Annotated in this window: 17 protein-coding genes and 1 tRNA gene; 1 reads left to right on the forward strand and 17 read right to left on the reverse strand. The window is 66.2% G+C overall.

The window, feature by feature from the left end; genetic code table 11:
• Positions 1-6: 6 nt before the first annotated feature.
• From AC4GYU_RS10755 to AC4GYU_RS10830, 16 genes are all read right to left on the reverse strand, one after another.
• The gene (locus AC4GYU_RS10755; protein ID WP_491086949.1) at positions 7-405 is read right to left on the reverse strand and encodes a hypothetical protein; all 399 of its coding nucleotides are present in this window, start codon (positions 403-405) and stop codon (positions 7-9) included.
• Positions 402-2,396, reverse strand: a complete 1,995-nt coding sequence (locus AC4GYU_RS10760; RefSeq protein WP_491086950.1) for a hypothetical protein — start codon at positions 2,394-2,396, stop codon at positions 402-404. Before AC4GYU_RS10760 ends, AC4GYU_RS10755 begins: the two co-directional genes overlap by 4 nt.
• On the reverse strand, positions 2,393-3,646 hold the full coding sequence (locus tag AC4GYU_RS10765) for a site-specific integrase (RefSeq protein ID WP_491086951.1): 1,254 nt from the start codon (positions 3,644-3,646) through the stop codon (positions 2,393-2,395). The genes AC4GYU_RS10760 and AC4GYU_RS10765 overlap by 4 nt, the downstream gene beginning before the upstream one ends.
• A gap of 1,024 nt (positions 3,647-4,670) precedes the next feature.
• Positions 4,671-6,533, reverse strand: a complete 1,863-nt coding sequence (locus AC4GYU_RS10770; protein ID WP_491086952.1) for a site-specific integrase — start codon at positions 6,531-6,533, stop codon at positions 4,671-4,673.
• A gap of 275 nt (positions 6,534-6,808) precedes the next feature.
• Positions 6,809-6,883 (reverse strand) — tRNA-Gln (locus AC4GYU_RS10775).
• Positions 6,884-6,926: 43 nt separating this feature from the next.
• Positions 6,927-9,299: a putative bifunctional diguanylate cyclase/phosphodiesterase gene (locus AC4GYU_RS10780; RefSeq protein ID WP_491086953.1), complete on the reverse strand. Its 2,373-nt coding sequence runs from the start codon at positions 9,297-9,299 to the stop codon at positions 6,927-6,929.
• A gap of 91 nt (positions 9,300-9,390) precedes the next feature.
• Positions 9,391-10,995 (reverse strand): MFS transporter, encoded by a 1,605-nt coding sequence (locus AC4GYU_RS10785; RefSeq protein WP_491086954.1) that lies wholly within the window; start codon positions 10,993-10,995, stop codon positions 9,391-9,393.
• A gap of 112 nt (positions 10,996-11,107) precedes the next feature.
• Positions 11,108-11,980 carry a branched-chain amino acid aminotransferase gene (locus AC4GYU_RS10790; RefSeq protein WP_491086955.1) on the reverse strand — a complete coding sequence of 291 codons (873 nt, stop codon included), beginning with the start codon at positions 11,978-11,980 and terminating at the stop codon, positions 11,108-11,110.
• Between the two features lie 68 nt (positions 11,981-12,048).
• Positions 12,049-12,822: a pyrroline-5-carboxylate reductase family protein gene (locus tag AC4GYU_RS10795; RefSeq protein WP_491086956.1), complete on the reverse strand. Its 774-nt coding sequence runs from the start codon at positions 12,820-12,822 to the stop codon at positions 12,049-12,051.
• Positions 12,823-12,947: 125 nt separating this feature from the next.
• Positions 12,948-13,463, reverse strand: coding sequence for a type III secretion system chaperone family protein (locus AC4GYU_RS10800; protein WP_491086957.1), 516 nt, complete (start codon positions 13,461-13,463; stop codon positions 12,948-12,950).
• Between the two features lie 2 nt (positions 13,464-13,465).
• Positions 13,466-13,783, reverse strand: a complete 318-nt coding sequence (locus AC4GYU_RS10805; RefSeq protein ID WP_491086958.1) for an accessory factor UbiK family protein — start codon at positions 13,781-13,783, stop codon at positions 13,466-13,468.
• A gap of 4 nt (positions 13,784-13,787) precedes the next feature.
• Positions 13,788-14,345, reverse strand: a complete 558-nt coding sequence (locus AC4GYU_RS10810) for a TspO/MBR family protein (RefSeq protein ID WP_491086959.1) — start codon at positions 14,343-14,345, stop codon at positions 13,788-13,790.
• A gap of 3 nt (positions 14,346-14,348) precedes the next feature.
• Entirely contained in the window at positions 14,349-15,101 is a 753-nt protein-coding gene (locus tag AC4GYU_RS10815) for a TlyA family RNA methyltransferase (protein WP_491086960.1), read from the reverse strand.
• A 46-nt stretch (positions 15,102-15,147) separates the two neighbouring features.
• Positions 15,148-15,537 carry a GxxExxY protein gene (locus tag AC4GYU_RS10820; protein WP_491086961.1) on the reverse strand — a complete coding sequence of 130 codons (390 nt, stop codon included), beginning with the start codon at positions 15,535-15,537 and terminating at the stop codon, positions 15,148-15,150.
• Between the two features lie 58 nt (positions 15,538-15,595).
• On the reverse strand, positions 15,596-17,524 hold the full coding sequence (dxs, locus tag AC4GYU_RS10825; protein WP_491086962.1) for a 1-deoxy-D-xylulose-5-phosphate synthase: 1,929 nt from the start codon (positions 17,522-17,524) through the stop codon (positions 15,596-15,598).
• A gap of 69 nt (positions 17,525-17,593) precedes the next feature.
• Entirely contained in the window at positions 17,594-18,052 is a 459-nt protein-coding gene (locus tag AC4GYU_RS10830; RefSeq protein ID WP_491086963.1) for a Fur family transcriptional regulator, read from the reverse strand.
• Positions 18,053-18,164: 112 nt separating this feature from the next.
• Between AC4GYU_RS10830 and AC4GYU_RS10835 the strand changes: the two genes are divergently transcribed.
• The gene (locus AC4GYU_RS10835; protein ID WP_491086964.1) at positions 18,165-18,830 is read left to right on the forward strand and encodes a TMEM175 family protein; all 666 of its coding nucleotides are present in this window, start codon (positions 18,165-18,167) and stop codon (positions 18,828-18,830) included.
• On the opposite strand, the gene AC4GYU_RS10840 is transcribed toward AC4GYU_RS10835, so the two are convergent.
• A complete protein-coding gene (locus tag AC4GYU_RS10840) occupies positions 18,827-19,213 on the reverse strand; it encodes a MerC domain-containing protein (protein ID WP_491086965.1) in 387 nt (128 codons plus the stop codon). The two genes, AC4GYU_RS10835 and AC4GYU_RS10840, sit on opposite strands and share 4 nt — an antisense overlap.
• Between the last annotated feature and the right edge of the window lie 22 nt (positions 19,214-19,235).

The raw sequence follows: 19,235 nt of genomic DNA on the forward strand, positions 1-19,235 counted from the left end.
CCGGCGTCAGCCTTCCGGTGGCGGGTCGCCAAAGGCGTTGGCGGCGAGGCAGGCGGTCAGCTGGGCGATCCGGCCCTCGAGCATGTGCACCCGTTCGATAAGTTTGGCCTTGCTCAATCGCCACAGGTGCCGGTCGCGCGTCTTTCCCCCGGATTTGGCGCGCTTGAGGAGGCGCGGCTGCGAGCAGGCCGCCATGAACAGCCCGTGCGCCTCACGGTTGCGCAGGATCGCCGATCTGGACACGGTCTCGCCATCGGGCCGCCGTTCGGTTTCGCCGGCAATGGCGCCAAGGGAAACCGGCTCGCCCCGCGCCTGCAGGCTGGCGATCGCCTCGCGCACGAGGATGAGGGTGCGGGCCGCCCGCTCGGCGGCATGAGCGGCAAGCCCTGGCGGACAGCGGATCATGGTCTGCCTCCCGGAGCCGGCGCGGGCGCCCGCAATCGGGACAGCCGTCGCGCCGCTTCTTCCTTCATCCGCTCAGTCGAGCGGGAATAATATTCGGTCATCAGCGGATCGGAGTGATTTAGGGTCGCTTGGACCAGGCGTGGGGCGATCCCCTCCCCCTTGGCCGCCCGGCTGAAGCCGACCCGCGCGTCGTGGCTGCCGAGCCGGTAGCCGAACAGCAGTGCCTGGAGCATGCCATTGAGGTCATTTGCCTCGAGTGAGCGGCCCCATAGCTGGTAGACATAGCGGCGGGGTTCGGGTCCGGCCCGGCCAACGCGGCCTGTGACTGGCTTCAGCGGCGAACCGTTGCGGGCGGCGATCACATGAACGTGGGTGATGGCTTCAAGCGTCGCCTGGTCGACGTAGGACAGCTTGGCTTCCTCTTCTCCTTTGGGGATCGAACGGAAGGCAAACAGGCCGGGATCGCCGTCGACCGCGCTGATCGCATCGGCCTCGCAGCGTTGCTGCATGGTCTCGCCGATCCGGTTGCCGGTCATTAGACCGGAGAGTAGGACGGCGCGCGCCACCGCGAAGCCGAAGTGGACCATGGCGATCGGTACCAGCACCACGCCCTTCGCGAAGGCCTTGTCGGCAAGCTGGCGGTCGAAGCCGGCGGCGTGGAGGAACAGCATCTGCCCGGACGCGATCGGCAGCCGGCCCGCACGGGCAGCGAAATGGGCGAGCGCCTGTTCGTGCCGGTCGGAGCGGCAGCCGGCGTTGATGAAGGCGCCCAGCCGATAGGCCTCGAGCAGGGGCAGGACATCGTCCTCGCCCTCGCCGCCGCGCACGCCCTCATAGGCGAGCAGCCATCGCTCGGGCGGGTGATTGGGCCGGCGAAACGACAAGGGCCGAAAGCGCTCGGCAAGGTGCTCGCCGCGATAGGCGGTGAACAGAAGGGTGCGCTGGCCCTCCTCGGGGTTGCCATGCCAATCGGTGCGCGGGAGCTCCACCGAGAAGCGCCCCTGCTCCTGCCCCTGCTCGTCGAGCTCGCGGGTGATCGCCTCGAAGGCGTCGCGGATGGCGGCGATCTCGCCGAACCGGAGGTCAGCAAGGTGCAGCACGCCGCGCCAGTCGTCGGCGAGCGGGCTGGCGGTCTCATCGCGGCGGCCGGCGGCCCTGGCCTTGCTGGCGGCGGCAACCTTCTTGGCCAGCGCATAATGGCCCGGCTGCGGAAAGCGCGCGAGCAGGGAGGTGAGCCGCTGCTGCACCTCGGGCTGCTCGTCGAGGAAACGACCGACGCGCGCGCTTGCCTGGGCGAGGATGCGCCAGCTGTCGAGCCGGAGCAGCGAAGGGTCGTCTCCAAGCCAGGCGAGCAGCGTCTCGCGGGCGACACGTGGCTTCGCAAGGTCCACCTCCCCGCCCCTTGCCTCCAGCCAATGATCGAGGCCCTCGGCGGCCTTGAGTTCGCGGGTGACCCGGTGTCCGGGCAGGCGATCGGCGGCGGTCAGCAGCAGGCTGAAACAGCATTGGGCCCGCAGCGGCGGATTGACCAATGCCAGCGCACGCGCAGCGTAGCGGGGCTGCGGCGCCGCGAAATGGGGTCCGAGATCCGGATCGAGACAGGTGGCGGGAACCGGTCCGCAATGCTGCCTCGCCCAGGCGAGCAGACGGTCGACGGCGCCATCGACTGGCAGGTCTGGTACATTCTGCAGCGGCACCGGGCGGCCAAGCGCGGCAGCGATTGCCCGTTCCGCTTCGCGGACCTGCCGCCACGACCCGCCGAGCAACTGATGGACATGCTCCTGGGCGAGGCGCGGCCGCCAGCGGAGGATCTCGGCGGCAGCGAGGATGGCGCTTTGCTCGTGGGGCTGGTCGCGCAGCCGGTCACGCAGCCGCAGCGCTCGGTAGCGGTCGAGAAAGGCATGACCGGTGAGCGTGGTGCTGGCGACAAAGGCGGGCACGCCGCCATCGCTGGGCTGCGGCTTGGCCGATGGCCTGCGCACCCGGGTCATGACTGGCCTCCGGCAAGAAAGGCGGCGAGCGCCGGCGGCACCGGGTCGCTTGCCCCCTGCCTGCCGCGGTTCGAACGGGGCGGGTTTGCCGGTGGGCGGGCCTTGGCGGCCTGCAACTCGGACAGCAGCTGGCGCTGATCATGGGCATCGAGGGAGGCGGAGTAATACTCCACCATCTGCACTCCGCTTTTCCAGCCCATCAGCTCGGCGAAGGTGGCGATGAGCTGCTGCTCGTGGCCGTGGTCGCGGGCGATCGAGCGGATGCCGATGACGCCGTCGGTGGTTTTCTCGTGGCGGAGGAGATGCGGGGTAGCGGATATCCCGAGCCGGCGCATGGCCGGGCGAAAATAATGGTCGTTGAACAACGAATAGCCGATCGCCCGCCCGCGCGTGTTGAGCAGCAGCGGGGTGTCGAGGCGGGGGTCGGCGGGGTCCCTGACCGCCAGCCGCTTCAAGTCAGCGAGGCGAAGGCCGGTCAGCGCCCGGCGCGGCCCGTCGACGTAGGCGGCAAGGCGTCGTCGCTGTTCCTCGTCGAGGTAGAGGGTCTTGATGCGGGTCCCGCCTGAGCCCTTGTCGGGGCAGGCGATGCGGTCGCCAAAGCCATGAGTTGCCCAGTCGCGGCAGAGGAGCACGATGAGATCGCTGCTGCGAGCGCCGGTACTGTGCATCAGGTGGGTGAGCTCGACGATGCCGGCGGGCCAGTCGTGCGCGGCAGCAAGGATGGCCTCGCCTTGGTGGGGATCGTCGGTCAGCGGGCGGGCGATGCGGCGGTTGGCGAGCACGAAGTGGCGATGGCGGCGCAGGTGCCGGGCCGGGGCGATGCGAGCGGCGGCAGTCGGATCGAGCTGGACGGGATTGGCGAAATCGATGGTCCCGGCGTCGGCAAGGAGGTCGTAGCAGTGGCTGAGCGTCGTCAGGCTGGTCTCGATCGCCGGCACCAGCGGGTGGGGAGCGGTGACCAGCACCGCGCCGCCGGGCAGCTGGTGGTGGCGCAGGCGGCAGCCGGCGCGGGCGAGCAGGCGGGTGAGGGTCGGCCGGGCCTTGGCCGGATCGGCGAGGCCGGCAAGGAGGTCGGGTGTTGCCCTGGCGGCGGTGAGGAAGCGGCGCAGGGCGCCGATGTATTTGCGGCGCGAGCGGTCGGCGACCGCGAGGTGGAGTTGGCTGAGGGCGTGCGACAGCCAAGGGAGGAGTTCGCCGGTGGGGGCGAACAGCCGGACTCCCGTCCCTTGGAAGAGGGCGAGGAACGTCATATCGGGATAAATATTAGTCTTTTTGTATCCCAGCGAAAAGGCTGAACGCTCAGGATTTTCGGCCGGCGGCCCGAGCGGCGCCTGCTGTGCGCTGGCAGCCCATGCTGACTCTCCGATGGGAGCGGGTCGAGAGCCGTCAATTTCGCACTCGTGGATGCACTCAAATTCCGCGAGTCTCGAAGAACCCCTCTGAATGGCGAATTTTGTCGGTTCACTCGTGGGCTGGCAGCCTACAATAGCAGAGTTGTCGGCGGGAAGCGCTCCTGCAGGATTGCCTATGCCACATGCCGGGCTCGTGACACGAAAGGTATCCTCAGCCATATAAACATCCTCCGCTAAGTCATATCTTCTACAAAAATCCCTAAAACATCCACTTTCTTCCTAATTGCTGCATTCCCTGAGCAGCTCACATTAGTATTTCTATGCCGGGCCGGTCATTGTTTAAGAGTATGCTATGCGACTCGAATGAAATTATGATAATATCGTCTATGCCTTGCTGATGGAAGGACTGACCTCGCGGCTTGGACGAGGTACGACGACTATGCGGATGGCGCTCGTACCTTGGGGTGGAGGGCTGCTACGAGAATCAGACCTTAGGATGCAGCATCGATTGAGAGTGCGTCGATCGAGGGTCCGCAAGATGGTCGTGAAGCTTTCATTCGAGAAAAAGTAATGTCGCAGTTCTACAGAAGAAGCACCGGCGGGGCTTTTGATCCGCGCACATGGCCGCGTGAAAAAGCTTGAGATCCAATTCGCGTTACGTTTTCCCTCTCACTACCCCCGGTGGAGGTGTCTCGTGCGCGCTGCCTTAAAGGCGTCAAGTCCGAGCCCCATGCTGCAAGGTCGCCTATCGATTCCGGCCGCTCGACCTGGCTCCGGAGTGTAGGTAGGTATTTCTCCTTGGCGTCACCTGCGTCTTAGACGTGTCCCCGAAGGACTGGCGTCAAAGCTGCGTAGGCTGAAAAACACGAGCCGCCGGTCCAAGTCCTGGCGTTCTCAGAACCTCACGCCACCATCTCAAACGCTACGACTCCGATCCATCATCGCTATCGGCATCCCAGATAAGGCGCGGTCGATTCGCAACTTCGGAGGACCTGCCTGGTCTTCTGAGTAGTAGGGAGATCGGGTGAGACCTGAGATGCTCAGTGACCTTCGGAATGGCTTCAACGGCTTGCACGAGTAGACGAACGCTCGAGCGCTTCGCATAGCGGCCCTCGCCTTCAGAGGCATTCACATGCCCTAAGAGGTCATTCCGAACGCGCGCCGAAAATTCCTGCTCAGCAAGCTCCGTCTCCACCATGTGCCGCATTGAATGCATGAAGACACCTTCGGGAAGGTTTGGAAGCGCCTTCCGCAGAGGTCTTCCATATCGTTTGTAGAAACAATCTCCGGGAGGCGTCCTCTCGGTGTTGAGGTCGGGGAAGAGGAACGCCTCGCCGGCCGTTTTCAGCCTCTCGACGTACTCAAGGAACCCCAGCCTAAGCACCTCACTGCTTAGCGGCACGAGGCGATGGGAAACCTCGTTCTTGATTGTACCTCGCTCATTCCCGCGAATCTCTAGGCACCAGACGCCCTGCCGGCGGCAAATCTGAGGAAGGGTTGCACAACATATCTCAGAAAGGCGGGCACCTGAGTACCAGAGCAGGATTGGCACCCAGTACCCCGCATCGTGGAAGACAAATGGACCTGGTTCGAACCGCTTCTGCTCGCTCCTGCATCCCGTCCAAATCGGTAAGGAGAAGATCTCAGTGCCTTCGTCGGCACTATAAGCTGCCCGAATATCTCGCCGGTCGCGCTTGTCGATGGACCTGAAGTCGTCCCAGTAGACAGGCGGCATGCTGGGCACGTGACGGCGGACCCATTCCCAGAGCAATCTAAGGTAATGAAAGTGTCGGTTGGTCGTTTGCGTTCCTAAGCCGATCTTGTCTGGCTTCAAGACACCGGCCTGCACCTTCGCAGCCGCCTCGTTACAGATTGCTTCCAAGGACATGCTGGCATGGCTTGGCGACTTGTGATGAGAGGCGGGCAGCCGCTCAAAATAGCTGTCCAGCTTCAGGAAATCGGCATGTTGGATCTCGCAGAAAGCCCCACCATATGATTTCTGTAGGAGCATCGTAGCCGCCCTGAACTGATTGACGGACTTGCGATCCCAAGACGAACGCTTCGAACTGCGCGCGTCGCCCCCTCCGACACGTCGAACAGACTCGAGATACCGCTCGCCAGCCACCGCGACTTTGACCCCCGCCCAGCCAGTTTGCTGCCGAGCGTCGGATTGAGGAGTCGAGCGAGCATGTCCCTGGTCTTTGGCCCAGTGGCTATGGTCCATCTGAAGCAAGTGGCTATGTGGCCAGGCGGGATCCGCACTTGTATGCGCGAATTGTCCACCTACCGCGACCATTGGTATTGCGACGGCACCGTGCTCAAGTGACTTCCTCAGCTCGTGTGCACCCTGCTGCTTAGCTCTCAGGATTGCTCGGAGAGCGAGCGCGCGATTGGCTTCGGTGTCCTCCGCCCCGATCGCCCTCAGCGCCGTGGACGCACCTTCGTTAGCTACGGTCCAGGCAAAATCTAGTGTACGCAAGCCGCCGAGGACGTTCACTCGATCGAGTTCGGTCAGCTTCCTTCTGAAAGTGTCCTCGAGATAGCTCTCAAGGTCTGGGTAGTGCCCCGGCATCGGCAAGCCATAGGCAATCCATTCCTCGCAAACCTTCTCCATGGTCTCGAGGTCGAATGGAAACTCCTCGCTGTGCCGTTGCGGAGAGATATCTTCATTCGGGAGCGCCTGAACGCGAGCGTGCAACGCTTCGAGAGCATTCCGCTCGTCGGCCAATTGCCGATGGAAGATTTCGTCCCGATCATCAGCCGTCAGAGTTGCGGTACGCTCCATGTCGAGCCTCCCTCGGAGTTGCTCGCAGAACGCTCCCAACATTGCAGCACGCGCGCGAGCCTTGGCCAAATGCCGCGTCTTCAGGCTGATCGATATACTACAAGGGGTGCCGTCTCGCCATCTCCAGCGACGCCTGAAGTAGTAGACGGCTCCACGGCGGAACATGTTGGAGGTGGCAGCCATCGCTCGTTGCTCCACAGCGGAGTGTCACTTCGGACGAACACTCCTACGTTCACGAAGCGCAATGCTGTGAAATCAACGACTTAGTTTAAGGCTGGCTGGGGCGGCAGGATTCGAACCTGCGAATGCCGGTACCAAAAACCGGTGCCTTACCACTTGGCGACGCCCCAGTGCGCGGGCGGCTTATAGCCAGTCATTCGCGAAGGTGAAGCCTCAAGCGGCGTGCGGGCGGGGCAATGCGGGAATGAATTCGGACATGTCGCGATTGACCGGGCGGTCGCCGGTCGGGATGGCCGGACGACCGAAGAGGAAGCCCTGCAGCTGGCCGCAGCCGAGCGTCGCCATCAGCGCCGCCTGCTCCTCGGTCTCGACCCCCTCGGCGGTGACCTCGAGATCGAGCCCGCGCGCGAGGGTCAGGATCGATTCGACGATCGCCCGTTCCGCCGGGCGTCCGGGATTGGCCGCGGCGACGGTGAAGCTGCGGTCGATCTTGACCTTGTTGAACTGGCCCGCCGCAAGGCAGCCGTAATTGCTGTAGCCCATGCCGAAATCGTCGAGCACCAGCCGCACCCCGATCGCGCGCAGCTGCTCGAGGGTCGCCCGGGTAGTGGTGTCGTCGGCGAGGAAGATGCTCTCGGTCACCTCGAGCTCGAGCCGTTCGGCGGCAAGCCCGCTGCGGCCGAGCGCATGGATGACATGGCTGACGAGCAGCGGCCCGGCAGCGAGCTGCGCGCTCGAGACGTTGACCGCGACCCGCGCCTCGTCGGCCCAGGCCATCGCCTCGCAGCAGGCCTCGCGCAGCACCCAGTTGCCGACCTGCCCGATCAACCCCGCATCCTCGATCACCGGCACGAACAGGTCGGGCGGGACCTCGCCGCGGACCGGGTGGGTCCAGCGCAGCAGCGCCTCGCGCGCGATCACCTCATGCGTATCGGCGGCGACGATCGGCTGATAGGCGAGCGTCAACTCGCCCGCCTTGAGCGCCGACCGCAGGTCGCTTTCGAGCGCACGGTTGGAGGCGGCCTGCTCGGCCATCCATGGCGCGAAGAAGAGGAAGCTCCCCCGCCCCGCCTTCTTGGCGCTGTAGAGCGCGAGGTCGGCGCTCCGGGTCAGCGCTTCCTGCGTGATCCCGTCGGTCGGGGCGACCGCGATGCCGATGGTCGCGCCGATGTTGAGATCGGCCGCGCCGATCCGGTAGGGCGCCGAAAGGACCCGGATGATCTCCTCGGCGAAATTGGCGATCTCCTCCTTTCCCTGGTTGCCGGTCATGACCAGCGCGAACTCGTCGCCGCCAAGGCGGCCGACACGCGGGCTTGCGGCGACTCGCTCGAGCCGGCGGGCGACCTCGCACAGGAGCTCGTCGCCGATCTGGTGGCCGAGCGTGTCGTTCACCAGCTTGAAGCGGTCGAGGTCGACCAGCATCAGCGCGCAGCCGCCGCGGCCGAGCCGCCGGCGCAGCAGGGCTTCCTCGAGCAGCTCGCGGATCAGCAGCCGGTTGGCGAGCCCGGTCATGAGGTCGTGGCGGGCCGCGGTGATGCTGTCGTGCCCGGTGAGGCGCGAGGCGGTGATGTCCGAGCCAAGCCCGCGCCAGCCCGTGACCCGCCCTTGCGCGTCGAGCACGGGCTTTCCCGACAGCGACCACCAGGCCTTGCCGCCGAGCGCGGGAATGGCGACGTCGCGGAACGGCCGTCCGCATTGCAGCGCGTCCTGGATGATCCGCATGCCCTCGGAGACGAGCACCACCTGCCCCTGCGGATCGAGCAGGGTCAGCGCCGAGCTTCCCGCCATTTCGTCGATCGTCCGGCCAAGTGCGTCGGCCATCCCGGTCGACATGCGGGTCACCGACAGCGCGCCGTCAAGCTCCCACAGCCATTCGCTGCCCGAGGCGTCGAATTCGCGCAGCAGGTTGATGAGCTCGGCCTTTTCCTCGAGCTCGAGCCGGGCGGCGAGATGGCCGGAAAATTGCCGGGCGTTCCACAGCACCGCGAAGCCGACGAGGGCGGCGAACAAGGGCATCAGCATGACCACCATCGGCGGACCGAGCTGGGCCATCGCATAAAGACCGGCGATGGTGACCGAGCCGATATAGGAGAGCGCCGCGGGCGGCACGGTGGAAAGCGTCACGCTCGCCCCGCTCGCCATGCCGAACAGGATCAGGATCATCACCACCTGGTCGTGCGGCGGCACGTCGTCGAACCACAGCAATGCGGGCACGATCCACAATGCGCTGAGGAAGGCGATCGGCGGGACGATGGTGCGGATCGAGGGGGCCTTGCGCCGCGCATAATCGGGGTCGGTCCTGAGCCGCAGGATCCGCAGCAGGCGAAGCGCGCAGAACAAGATGAGGGTCCCGGTCCACAGGCCGAGTTCGAGATGCGGTATCTCGGGCCACAGGCAGATGGCGAGGACGATCGCGGAAAGGACGTTGACGCTGATCGTCAGCGGGACCAGCCGGACCAGCGCGGCGACCTGGCCGTCGCGGACCTGCTGGCCGAGCGCGTCGCGTGGTGGGGCAAGGAAGCACAGCGCCGGAAGGTCGGCGCGGTCATCCCGCTCCGACGCCATCAGTCTTTCGGTCCGGTCCACCCGCTCCACCACGCTTCGGCCATTAGCGTCGGGAAACAAAGGATTTCTAAACTTCGGAACCCATACGGCCGAATATTCCCTCCGCTTCGGTTCAGTCGAGCGCCTTGCGGTACGTCTCGGGAAGCCAGATCGCACTCACGACGAAGGCCATCGCCACCACCGCGATCGTGTACCACAGGCCGGCATAGGCATCGCCCGTGCGGACCACGATATACTGGCTGATCAGCGGCAAAAATCCGCCGAAATAGCCCGAGCCGATATGATAGGGTACGCTCATCGACGTGTAGCGGATTCGGGCCGGGAACATCTCGACGAGGATCGCCGCGACCTGGCCGTAGGTCATCGCCGAGAGCGCCACCATCACCGCCACCGCGAGAATGATCTTCCAGCGCTGCTTCTCGGCCGGATCGGCCTTGTCGGGATAGCCCGCCGCGACCAGCGCCGCCGTATAGGCCTTGTCGTCGAAGCCCTCGACCCGGGTCTCGCCGACCCGCAGCGCGGCCCCCGCGGCGGGCACGCCCGAATAATCCTTGGCGTAGCTGACCCCGCGCTTAGCGAGGAAGGCCAGCGCCTTGGCGCAGGGCTGCTCCTGCTTCGACGCAAACACGCTATAGTCGCAGTTGCGGTCGACGCTCAGCGTGACGGGCGAACTCGCGGTCGCGCGGCTGAGCGCCGGATTGGCCCCGTCGGCCATCAGGTGAAACAGCGGGAACAGGAGCACCAAAGTCAGCCCGTAGCCGAGCAGCAGGATCTTCTTGCGCCCGACCCGGTCCGACAGGGCGCCGAAGCCGACATAGAGCGGCGCCGCGATCGACGCGCCCACCGCCATGTAGAGCAGCGCCTCGGTCTCGCCGACCCGCGCCGTCCCTTGCAGGAAGTAGAGCGTCCCGAACTGGCTGGTGTAGTAGATGACCGTCAGGCCCGCCGCGACGCCGAACAAGGCCACCAGCACCCGCTTGATGTTGCCCGGATAGGTCAGGCTGTCCTTGAACGGGTTGCGGCTGACCGTGCCCGCTTCCTTCATTGCCCGGAACACCGGGCTCTCGTTGAGCTTCATCCGGATGTAGAGCGAGATCGCCAGCATCACGAGGCTCGACAGGAAGGGGATTCGCCAGCCCCAGGCGTCGAACTGCTCAGGGCTGAGCGCATAGCGACAGGCGAGCACCATGATCAGGCTGAGCAGGAAGCCGCCGACCACGCTGACCTGGATCCAGCTCGTATACTGGCCGCGCTTCCCCTCGGGCGCATGCTCGGCGACATAGATGGCCGCCCCGCCATATTCCCCGCCGAGCGCGAGGCCCTGCAGCAACCGGAGCCCGACCAGCAGCGCCGGCGCCCACAATCCGGCGCTGGCATAGGTCGGAAGAAAGCCGATCGCGGCGGTCGCGCCGCCCATCAGGCTGATGGTGACGAGGAAGGTATATTTGCGCCCGACCCGGTCGCCGAACCAGCCGAACAGCAGGGCGCCGAGCGGCCTGACCCCGAACCCCGCTCCGAAGGCGGCAAGGCTGGCAAGCGTCGCCGCAGTCGGATTGTCGGCCGGGAAGAACAGCTTGCCCAGCAGCGCCGCGAGGATGCCGTAGAGGAAGAAATCATACCATTCGAACACGGTCCCGAGCGCCGAGGCGGTGATCACCAGCCGGTCGCGCTGCGGATTGATCGCGCTCGTGTCGCTCGATGCTGAGGCTGTAGCCATGGTCGTGAATTCCCCCTCCGGGCGCTCTTGTACCCCGGCGAAGGCCGGGGTCCAGTGCCCTATTCGGAAGGGAGAAAACTGGGCTCCGGCCTACGCCGGAGCACAAGGTCGCTTACCCCAGCCGCCCGTTCACCAAGTCGTCATAATCCTTGGCCAGCATCTGCTGCATCGGGCCGATCTCGAAATTCCACGGCCCCGCCGACTGAACAAAAGTCACCTCGGCCGCCGAACCGGTCAGGAAGAAGCTCTCGAAGCTTTCCAGTTCCTCCGGCCAGATGGCGCGTTCCTGCACCTCGATCCCGCGGCGCTGGGCGAGTTCGATGATCGTCTGGCGGGTGATCCCGTTGAGGAAGCAGTCGGGCGTCGGGGTGTGCAGCACGCCGTCGCGCACGAAGAAGGCGTTGGCGCCGGTCGCTTCGGCCACCTGCCCGCGATAATCGAACATCAGCGCGTCGTCAAAGCCGCGATTGTCGGCATGCGCCTTGCTCATCGTCGCGATCATGTAGAGACCTGCGGCCTTGCTGTGCACGGGCGCAGTGTAGGGCGCGGGCCGGCGCCACGGCGCGATGTCGAGGCGGATGCCCTTGGCCGCCTTGTCGGGCGCGAAATATTTGCCCCAGACCCAGGCCGCGATAGCGAGGTGCGGCTTGGTGCCCGCGGGATTGACGCCCATGCTCTCTGACCCGCGCCACGCGACCGGGCGCATGTAGGCGTCGGTGAGGTTGTTGGCCTTCAGCACTTCCTCGCAGGCGGCGTCGATCTCTGCGACGCTCCACGGAATCTCGAAGCCGAGCAGTTCGGCGGACTTCCTCAGGCGCGCGCTGTGCTGCGACAGTTTGAAGATCTTGCCGCCATAGGCGCGCTGCCCCTCGAACACGCTCGAGGCGTAATGAAGCGCATGGGTCAGGACGTGGACGTTCGCCTCGCGCCACGGCACCAGCTTGCCGTCAAACCAGATAAAGCCGTCGCGGTCGTCGAAGCTCACGAAATCACCCTCCTGCAATCTGCGCGCGGCTTAGGCGGCAGCGCGCGGCGGCGCAACTTGATGGCCGCTTACTGGAGCGGTTCGCCGCGGATCTCGGCCGCCATTTCGGCAGACCGCCGCGTCGCGGCGGCGAGCGTCCGGTCGATGAGGCCGGGAAGCTCCCCATCGAGGACCTTCAGCCCCGCCTCGGTCGTGCCCTTGGGGCTGGTCACCTTGCGCGCCAGTTCGTACATCGGCTCGCCCGTCGCCGCGGCCAGCCAGGCCGAGCCCAGCACCGCCTCGCGCGCCGCGGTCAGCGCCACCGCGGGGTCGAGCCCCCGCCCCTCGCCCGCCGCGGCAAAGGCGGCGATGAAGCGCGCGACATAGGCAGGCGTCGATCCGGTCACGAAGCCGACCGCGCCATATTCCTCCTCGGATGCGCACCAGGGCGCGAAGCCGAGCATCGAGAACCAGGGCTGGAGCTCGTACTGGAGCGCCCGGTCCTCATGGCTCGGCGTGAACAGCGGCAGGACGCCCCGGCGCACCGCCACGGGGAGGTTGGGCATCACCCGCAGGATCGCGCGCGCGCCCGGGAACAGCCGCTTGAGGCTCGCCACGTCGGCCCCCGCGAGCATCGACACGACCACCGTCTGCGGGGTCACCCAGCGGGCGACCTCGGGCGCGAGGTCGCGCAGCTGCTGCGGCTTGAAGCCCAGCACCAGCCGGTCGGGCGCCCGGTCGATCTCGCCGAGGCGCTGCACCGTGCGGATGCCCGGCACCGGTGTCCCGCTCGGCCGGACCGCGGTGAAATCCCCCGCCGCCTCGCCCGCCAGCAGCCAGCCGGCGACCATCGCCTGCCCCATGTTTCCGCAGCCGACAAAAAGTGTGTGTCTGGACATTCGCTAACTTCCGTTCGCCCTGAGCGAAGTCGAAGGGCGCTTGTACAATGGTGCGTCGACGTCGCTCAGCATGAACGATGCGTCTGACCTCAGGCCTCGCCCGCCGTCTCGATCAGGGCCGCCTGGATCGCCTCGGTCGGGCTCTTGCCGCCCCACAGGACGAACTGGAACACGGGGTAGAAACGCTCGCACTCCTCGAGCGCGGCCTCGCTGATCGATTCCGCCTGTTCGAAGCTAAGGCCATCGTCGCCGTTGTCGAGCAGCGCGGCATAGCGGAACACGATCAGCCCGCTGTTCGACCAGAGTTCGAAATGACCCAGCCAGAGCTGCTCGTTCACCAGCCCGATCGTCTCGTACATGGCGGCGCGCTTGTCGGTTGCGACCTTGACGTCGGGGAAGGCGAGGAACTGCAGGACCTGGTCGTCGGGACGCCATACGCCGCGAAGCTCATATTGCGCCCAGCTGCCCGGCGCCGAGGCGACGATCTCGCCGTCGCCCGAGCGCTCGCAGGCCCAGCCTCGGGCCTCGAAATAGGCCTCGAGCACTTCGATCGGCGCGCCGTCGTCGCGCTCTTCGCCCTGACTTTCCTCGTCGCGCGCGGGCAAGCTCACTCCTCGGGGGTCTCGATGCCGGTCGTGCCCGCGGGCGGGGCCTTGGCGTCGCCGGTCGGCCCCTTGCGGGTCGCCTTGCCGGCCTTGAGCGCGGCGACTTCGGCCTTCAGCGCCTCGACGTCGGCGCGGGCGGTCGCGGCCATCGCCTTCACCGCCTCGAATTCATCGCGCGAGACGAAGTCCATCCCGGCCATCCAGTCCTTCATACGCTCGCGCATCGAATCCTGCGCCTCGCGGGTCATGCCCGCGACGGTCCCGGCCGCCCCGTTCATGATCTTGACGAAGTCCTCGAAGAAGCGGTTCTGCGATTGCATCAGTCTAACCCCCAGTGATCCCCAGCGGCGCTCGGTCGGCGCCAGGATTAAGCCTGCCCGTCTCGTAGTTGAGCGTCGTGGCGAGGCACAGCCATGCCAGATAGGGCACAAGCAGCAGCGCCGCCACCCTGGACAGCGGCCAGGCCGCGATAATCAGCGCGGTCACCAGCACGTCCATGCCGACGATCAGCAGGAAGGCCCAGTCGATATAGCCCGCGCCGAAGAAGGTCGGCGACCAGGACCAGTTGAGCAGGAGCTGCCCCGCGAACAGGACGAGCGCGAGGCGCCGCTGCGGCGAGGCCGGCCGCGACAGGATCAGCGCGAGGCTGATCCCCATGAAAGTATAGAGGATGGTCCAGACCACCCCGAAGGCCCAGCCCGGCGGCTGGAAGCTCGGCTTCTCCAGCGGAATGTACCAGCCGTTCGAAAAGCCGCTGTTCGAAAGATAGCCGATCCCCGAGCCGGCCACGACCAGCAGCGGCACGGTCACCAGCGCGATCTTCCACCACGGCCGCACCGGGCGCCCGTCATTCTGTCCGAAATCGTCAGCCAACGTGGCCATCCGTCATTGCTCCTTGGTCGCGCCTAGCAGGAACTCGACATTGCCCTCCGGTCCGGTGATCGGGCTACGCGTCACTCCCAGAACCGCCCAACCCCGCGAAGCGATCCATTGTTGGGCCTGCGTGACGACCCGCTCGTGCACCTCGGGATCGCGGACTACCCCGCCCTTGCCCACTTCCGCGCGCCCGGCCTCGAACTGCGGCTTGACCAGCAGCAGCGCTTTGCCGCCCGGCACGACGAAATCGACCGCTTTCTCCAGCACCTTGGACAGCGCGATGAAACTCGCGTCGCAGACGAGGAGGTCGATCGCTTCGGGGATCTGTTCGGCCGTCAGGTGCCGGGCGTTGGTCTGCTCCAGCACCACGACCCGTTCGTCCTGGCGCAGCTTCCAGGCGAGCTGGTTGGTCCCGACGTCGACCGCATAGACGCGGGTCGCTCCGCGGCTCAGCAACACGTCGGTGAAGCCGCCGGTCGAGCTGCCGACGTCCATGCAGGTGAGACCCGCCGGATCGATCCCGAAATGGTCGAGCCCGCCGACCAGCTTGAGCCCGCCCCGGCTGACCCACGGATGGTCCTTGCCCCTGACCTCGAGCGCGGCGTCGGCGGGAATCGTCTCCCCCGCCTTGGCGACCTTGCGCTCGCCCGCGAAGACCAGCCCCGCCATGATCAGCGCCTGCGCCCGCGAGCGGCTCTCCGCCAGCCCCCGATCGACCAGCGCCTGATCGACGCGTTGCTTTGAGGAAGAAGGAAGTTTCAACGCGAAGGCACGAAGACAGAGGAAGGCAAGACGCGAAGGCCGTTGGTCATGCGGCACCAGTCGAGTTGACGACGCGCCGAAGGCCTTGCTTGAACGTCTCCTCGCCAAAATTCATCAGAAGCCCGAGCGGCTGGCGGCTGAGCCGCAAATAGGTCAGCAGCTGCGCGGAATGGACCCCAAGTAGCCGCTCGGCCGCCTTCACTTCGATGATCAGCCGCCCCTCGACCAATAGGTCGACCCTAAATCCCACTTCGAGCGAAAGGTCGGGCAGGTCGATCGGAAGCGCCTTCTGGCGCTCCACCGCCAAGCCCGCCTTCTGGAGGCGAACTGCGAGCAGCATTTCGTAGACATTCTCGAGCAGGCCCGGCCCCAGTTCCCGGTGTACCTGCAAGCCGCAATCCACCGCGATCCGCGCGAACTCTTCGACGCTCTCCAAAGCCTTAGCGCCTTCCCTGCCTTCTTCGCGTCTTCGCGTTAAGACTGCCTTCTTGCCCTCAGGCGATCGCTCCCGCGTCGACACCCACGCTGTTGCGGCGCAGCGCCTTCAGCACCGTGTCGACGATGTGCGGCGCGTTGAGCTTCGCCTCGTCATATTGCTTGGTCGGATTGTCCTGGTCCTGGAAAGCATCCGGCAGGCGCATGGTGCGAAGCTTCAGCCCAGCGTCGATCAGGCCCTCGTCGCTCGCCATCGTCAGCACGTGCGCGCCGAACCCGCCGACCGCGGCTTCCTCGACCGTCACCGCCACCTCGTGGCTGGTAAGGAGCTTGCGGATCAGCGCCTCGTCGAGCGGCTTGGCGAAGCGGAGGTCGGCGACCGTGGTCGACAGGCCCATGGCTTCCAGTTGCTCGGCGGCCTTCTCGGCTTCCTCGAGCCGGGTCCCGAGCGAGAGGATCGCGACCGTCTTGCCCTCGCGCACCACCCGGCCCTTGCCGATCTCGAGCCGCTCGGGCTCGGCCGGCATCGGCAGGCCGCGTCCGTTGCCGCGCGGATAGCGGACCGCGATCGGGCCGCTGTCGTGGAGCGCCATCGTATGGACCATGTGCGACAGCTCGACCTCGTCGGCCGCCGCCATCACGACGAAGTTCGGAAGCGTGCAGAGATAGGCGAGGTCGAACGAACCCGCATGGGTCGCCCCGTCGGCGCCGACCAGCCCGGCACGGTCCATCGCGAAGCGGACGGGCAGGTTCTGGATCGCGACGTCATGGACCACCTGGTCATAGGCGCGCTGGAGGAAGGTCGAATAGATGGCGCAGAACGGCCGATAGCCCTCGGCGGCGAGGCCGGCGGCGAAGGTCACCGCATGCTGCTCGGCAATGCCGACGTCGAACATCCGCGTCGGATGGGCCTGCTCGAATACGTCGAGCCCGGTCCCGCCCGGCATCGCCGCGGTGATCGCCACGATCTTCTCGTCGCGATTGGCCTCGGCGACGAGCGCGTCGGCGAAGACCCGCGTATAGGCCGGCGGTCCGCCACCCGGGCCCTTGTCCTGCTTGCCGGTGACGACGTCGAACTTGACCACGCCGTGATATTTGTCGGCGCTGCTCTCGGCCGGGGCATAGCCCTTGCCCTTCTGCGTCACCGCATGGATCAGCATCGGCCCGTGGTCGCTGTCGCGGACATTCTCGAGGATCTCGACCAGCCCGACCACGTCATGGCCGTCGACCGGCCCGACATAATAGAAGCCCAGCTCCTCGAAGAGCGTGCCCCCGGTCATCATCCCGCGGGCATATTCCTCGAACCGCTCGGCCGCGTTGCGGACGGGCTTGGGAAGATGCCCGGCGAGCCGCGCCGCGAGCTTGCGCGGGCTGAGATATTTGTTGCTGCTGACCAGCCGCGCCAGCGCGTTGCGCAGGGAGCCGACCGGCGGCGCGATCGACATGTCGTTGTCGTTCAGGATGACGATCAGCCGGCTGCCCGCGTCGGCGGCATTGTTCATCGCTTCGAAGGCCATGCCCGCGGTCGCCGCGCCGTCGCCGATCACCGCGATCGCGCGCTTGTTGTCGCCATCGAGCTTGGAGGCGATCGCAAAGCCCAAAGCCGCCGAGATGCTGGTCGAGCTGTGGGCCGCGCCGAACGGGTCGAATTCGCTTTCGGAGCGCTTGGTGAAGCCCGACAGGCCCCCTCCCATGCGCAGCGTCCGGATCCGGTCCCGCCGGCCGGTCATCACCTTGTGCGGATAGCATTGGTGGCCGACGTCCCAGATCAGTTTGTCGTTGGGGGTGTCGAACACATAATGGATGGCGACGGTCAGCTCGACCACGCCGAGCCCGGCGCCGAGGTGCCCGCCGGTCACCGACACCGCCGAAATCACTTCCTCGCGCAACTCCGCGCAAAGCTGCGGCAGCTGGCTCTTGTCGAGCTTGCGGAGGTCGGCCGGATAATGGACCGTGTCGAGGAGCGGAGTGTCGGGACGTTGATTCATACCGGTCTGTCCCTAGCTACTTGCTTCGGCGAAGTCGAATAGGCCTCTCGGTCCCTCGCCGCTTTTCCCTCAGGCGCAATCCTCGCACGTGCCGCGCACCTCGATCACCGGGCGCGTCGGCGCGAAACCGCTCTTTTCGGCGGCCTGGCGGACGTCATTGGCGATGCTGTCATTGTCGATATGCTTGGCCTGCCCGCAATGATCGCAGATCAGGAAGATGCAGTCGTGGAGGCAGGCCGGGTGGTTGTTCGCGACATAGGCGTTGGCGCTCTCGACCCGGCGGGCGAGGTTCGCGCCGACGAACAGGTCTAGGATCCGGTAGACGCTGTTGGCCGCGACCCGGCGTTCCTGCGCCTTCGACACCGCCTCGGCGATGTCATAAGCGCTTGCCGGACGGTCGAACCCGGCGAGCGCGTCGAACACCGCCTCGCGCATACCGGTCCACTGTTCGCCGCTTTCGGTAAGTCGCTCGCGCGCCGCCGTCTTGAGGTCGTCGCCGCCGCCGTGGTGATGATCGTGCTTGGCCATGTTGTAACAATATGCCTCCCATCCCTCAGCGGCAAGTGAACCGCACCGCCATGGGAACGTTCGGTTGCGAATGGCAACGCCCCCCTCCCCTCCGACGCGCGCCGATGAACCGGTGCGCCGCGACGCCGTGGAGGGCGAAGGCGCGATCCGCGGCACCAGCCGGATGGAGGCCTTTGCCGACGGCGTCTTCGCCATCGCCTTCACCCTGCCGATCTTCAACGTCGCCTTGCCGGCGCTGCAGGGGTCGGGCGCGGGCTTCGGCGCGCGACTGCTTGCCGGCTGGCCCGAGAATTTGAGCTACCTCTTCGCCAGCCTGGTGATCGCGCTCTACTGGGTGCACCATCATTTCTCGGGCGCCATCTACCGAACCACCGGGCATCATTTCCTGCTCGCGACCGCCCTGTTCCTGACGATGATCGGCTACATCAGCTTCCCGATCCGCGCGTTCACCGAGAGCCTGACCCACCCCGCGGCGCTTCCCGACGCAGCCATCTTCCTCACCTGGAGCCTCGCGCTCACCTCGATGACCTGGCTGTTCAAATGGACCATCGGCAACGCGCAGGGCCACGTCGATGACCGGCTCGACCCTGCCTATGTCACGCGGCTCACCCGTCGCTACCGGACCATGACCGCGTGGAATATCGCGGCGGCGCTCGTCACCCTCGCCAGCTGGCCGATCGGAATAGCGTTGAGCGCGCTTGGCGTTCTCTACAAGCTGAAGGCGCCCGAGACCCCGCGTTACCTGACCGAAGCTCCCGCGATCGAGGGCGAGGACTAGCGCCGGCCGAACGGGTGGGCAGTGCCGCGGCGGTTGAGGTCGTGGCCGAGCGCCAGGATCAGAACGCCGAGCATGGTCGCGACCGCTTCGCTCCCGTCGTGGGGAAGCGTCAGCGCGCCGCCCATCACGCCGAGCCCGAGGCCGCCGACCGCGCTCGGCATCATGAAACCGTGGTTCCAGATCCCGCGGCCCAGCGCAAAGGCGCCAAGCATCATCGCGAAGGTCAGTCCGACCTCATGCACCCACTCGCCCCCGAGCAGGCTGCCGAAGGCCGACATCGCCGCCACCAGCACGCTCGTCGCCACGCAATGGACAAGGCACAGCCCCGACAAGCCGATGGCCAGCCGGTCCCACAGATGGTTCGAGGCGTGCGTATGAGTCATGAACGTGCCGGAATGTAATAGT

Source organism: Sphingomonas sp. SP2 (assembly GCF_058313385.1).

Bases quoted from the DNA above. Each gene is read 5' to 3' on its own strand.
- AC4GYU_RS10840 (WP_491086965.1), bottom strand. From the start codon at position 19,213: ATGACTCATACGCACGCCTCGAACCATCTGTGGGACCGGCTGGCCATC.
- AC4GYU_RS10770 (WP_491086952.1), bottom strand. From the start codon at position 6,533: ATGGAGCGTACCGCAACTCTGACGGCTGATGATCGGGACGAAATCTTC.
- AC4GYU_RS10830 (WP_491086963.1), bottom strand. From the start codon at position 18,052: ATGGCCAAGCACGATCATCACCACGGCGGCGGCGACGACCTCAAGACG.
- dxs (WP_491086962.1), bottom strand. From the start codon at position 17,524: ATGAATCAACGTCCCGACACTCCGCTCCTCGACACGGTCCATTATCCG.
- AC4GYU_RS10765 (WP_491086951.1), bottom strand. From the start codon at position 3,646: ATGACGTTCCTCGCCCTCTTCCAAGGGACGGGAGTCCGGCTGTTCGCC.
- AC4GYU_RS10785 (WP_491086954.1), bottom strand. From the start codon at position 10,995: ATGGCTACAGCCTCAGCATCGAGCGACACGAGCGCGATCAATCCGCAG.
- AC4GYU_RS10805 (WP_491086958.1), bottom strand. From the start codon at position 13,783: ATGCAATCGCAGAACCGCTTCTTCGAGGACTTCGTCAAGATCATGAAC.
- AC4GYU_RS10755 (WP_491086949.1), bottom strand. From the start codon at position 405: ATGATCCGCTGTCCGCCAGGGCTTGCCGCTCATGCCGCCGAGCGGGCG.
- AC4GYU_RS10760 (WP_491086950.1), bottom strand. From the start codon at position 2,396: ATGACCCGGGTGCGCAGGCCATCGGCCAAGCCGCAGCCCAGCGATGGC.
- AC4GYU_RS10810 (WP_491086959.1), bottom strand. From the start codon at position 14,345: ATGGCCACGTTGGCTGACGATTTCGGACAGAATGACGGGCGCCCGGTG.
- AC4GYU_RS10795 (WP_491086956.1), bottom strand. From the start codon at position 12,822: ATGGGGCAGGCGATGGTCGCCGGCTGGCTGCTGGCGGGCGAGGCGGCG.